Source organism: Pseudarthrobacter sp. (assembly GCF_036675385.1).
In the GTDB taxonomy this organism is placed as follows: domain Bacteria; phylum Actinomycetota; class Actinomycetes; order Actinomycetales; family Micrococcaceae; genus Arthrobacter.
Window position 1 is genome coordinate 1 of the sequence record NZ_JAKFFD010000088.1, and the last position, 2,129, is coordinate 2,129.

The following is a 2,129-nucleotide window of genomic DNA, read 5'->3' on the forward strand; positions in this document are numbered from 1 at the left end:
AGCCATGGTGGGCACCGCGGCGTACCTCAGCCCAGAGCAGGCCATGGGCTCCCCGCTCACCCCTGCCACAGACATCTATTCGCTGGGGCTGGTCCTGCTCGAATGCATCAAGCAGTCGATGGAATACCCCGGCAGCGCTGTGGAATCCGCCGTGGCCAGGCTGCACCGCGCGCCCAGAATTCCCGCGGATCTCCCAGCGGAGTGGGCCGACCTCATCCGTTCGATGACGGCAATCGAGCCGCTGGAACGACCGACAGCTGCGGACATCGAGACGGCGCTGCGGCAGGCCCTGGTCTCGCCGACATCCACTCCCGGCGGACTTGCCCCGGAAACCACGCGTGTGCTGCCGGCCATGCCGTTCAGGACGCCGTCCGTCACCGCAGAATCACCCTCCCCTGATCTGCGGGCAAGGCCGGTGCCTGGTTCCGATCAGCCCAGCAGCCCCCGGCGAACGCGCCGGCGGAGGCCGGCCCGTGCGGGACAGAAGTTGCGACTCCCGGTGCTGGCCATCCTGATCCTTGTTGCGCTGGCGGCCGGGGCCGCGGCACTGACAGCGGGCCAGGCGCCAGAGTCCACCGCCGACGTCGTGCCTTACCCTGCGGTGAGCGGCACCCTGGGTGACCACCTTCAGGAACTTCAGAAGAGTGTGGAACCATGACCCCGTTTCGGTCCAAGAACCAATGCGCCCGATCATGGGGAGCCGGCCTTGCCGCCGCACTTGCGCTGGCGGCCTCCCTCGCCGGCTGCGGCCCGGCCGCTACCGGCCTGCAGCGCGACACGGCCTCCCATCTCCAGGAAGTCGTGCTCGGCGTGAGCCAGGCTGCGGCCGCCAACGATCACACGGCCGCGCTCACGGCACTGGAGAGCCTGGAAGCGGACGTGGCATCTGCGGCCGGCAGCGGCCAGGTATCCGAGGAACGGCACCGGCGCATCATGGCCGGCATCACCGCTGTCAGGTCGGACCTCAAGGCTGCCGCAGAATCCGCCGCCGCGGCAGCGAAAGCCGCCGAAGAAGCCGCGGCTGCCGCCGAGAAGACCAGGGCCGACGCGGAAGCCGCCGCGCAGGCTGCGAAGGCCGCGCAGGAAAACAGTGCGCCCGCACCGGCACCGGTACCGGCCGCCGTTCCGGTGCCAGCCCCCGCACCGGAACAGGGGAAAGGCAAGAACAAGAACGGCTGACGATGTGCCCTGCACGTACTTGTGGATTGTGGAGGGTGACACGTTTCTTGGCTCACTGGCCATCAGGCACGAGCTGAACGATTACCTCCTCAACGAGGGCGGGCACATCGGCTACAGCGTGCTGCCATCTGCCAGGCGCCGCGGCCACGCCGCTGCAGCTTTGGCCGACGCCCAGCCGATGGCCCGGGACCTGGGAATCCACCGGGCGCTTCTCACCTGCGATGAGGTCAATGCCGCTCCCGGGCGACCATCGAAAAGAACGGCGGCGTCTGGGAGGATACGCGCAACGGCAAACGACGCTACTGGATCGATACCGTCTGACCGTACGCCCGATACCTGCGCAATTACGGGGGAAAACGCGAGCCACGGCCGGAGGAGACCCGCACCATACGGATCTCGCGCACGCCGTCCTCCACATTCACGGTCCCGTCCGCTACGAACCCGTGTTTGCGGTAGAACGCCTGCGCCCGGGGATTCGGATCGGCCACCCAGAGCGCTGCCGACTCGTCAGGTCCGACGACGGTGTCCAGGAGCGCGGCCCCAGTACCCGTCCCATGCTCAGCCGCCACGACGTATAGCACGTAGAGGCGTGTGCCCCACTCCGATCCGGAGCTCTGCGAGGGCCCCGCCATCGCGATCCCGATCACTTCGCCGTTGCGCTCGGCCACCGCCACGCGGTTTGCGCGGTAGCGCTCATCGCTGAGCATGGCGGTCCAGAACCGCTCCCGGGCAGCAAGCAACCCCGGGTCATCGAGGACGTGGTCCGCCATGACTCCGCGGTACGTCTCAAGCCACGACCGCACATTCACGCGCGCCATCTCGGCCGAGTCCTCGACGCGCGCGTAGCGGACCCTCACCGGGCTATCCATAAGCGAAACTCTACAGAGAGCGGCCCACAGCGTAGCCTGAATCCATGGACTCCGAGGTCCGCTACCTCACGCTCCGCACCG

General features: G+C 68.2%; 3 protein-coding genes and 1 pseudogene. 3 read left to right on the plus strand and 1 reads right to left on the minus strand.

Annotation, left to right across the window (positions count from 1 at the left end; genetic code table 11):
* From V6M49_RS07125 to V6M49_RS07135, 3 genes and pseudogenes are all read left to right on the plus strand, one after another.
* Positions 1-658 (plus strand): protein kinase domain-containing protein (locus V6M49_RS07125; protein ID WP_332760685.1); only part of this gene is annotated, 658 nt, incomplete at its 5' end.
* On the plus strand, positions 655-1,179 hold the full coding sequence (locus V6M49_RS07130; RefSeq protein WP_332760686.1) for a hypothetical protein: 525 nt from the start codon (positions 655-657) through the stop codon (positions 1,177-1,179). The genes V6M49_RS07125 and V6M49_RS07130, both read left to right, overlap by 4 nt.
* 28 nt (positions 1,180-1,207) lie before the next feature.
* Positions 1,208-1,354 (plus strand): annotated as a pseudogene (locus tag V6M49_RS07135) (GNAT family N-acetyltransferase); the annotation flags it as partial.
* Between the two features lie 169 nt (positions 1,355-1,523).
* On the opposite strand, the gene V6M49_RS07140 reads toward V6M49_RS07135, so the two are convergent.
* Complete coding sequence (locus V6M49_RS07140) at positions 1,524-2,048, minus strand: GNAT family N-acetyltransferase (protein ID WP_332760687.1); 525 nt, start codon at positions 2,046-2,048, stop codon at positions 1,524-1,526.
* Positions 2,049-2,129 lie beyond the last annotated feature (81 nt).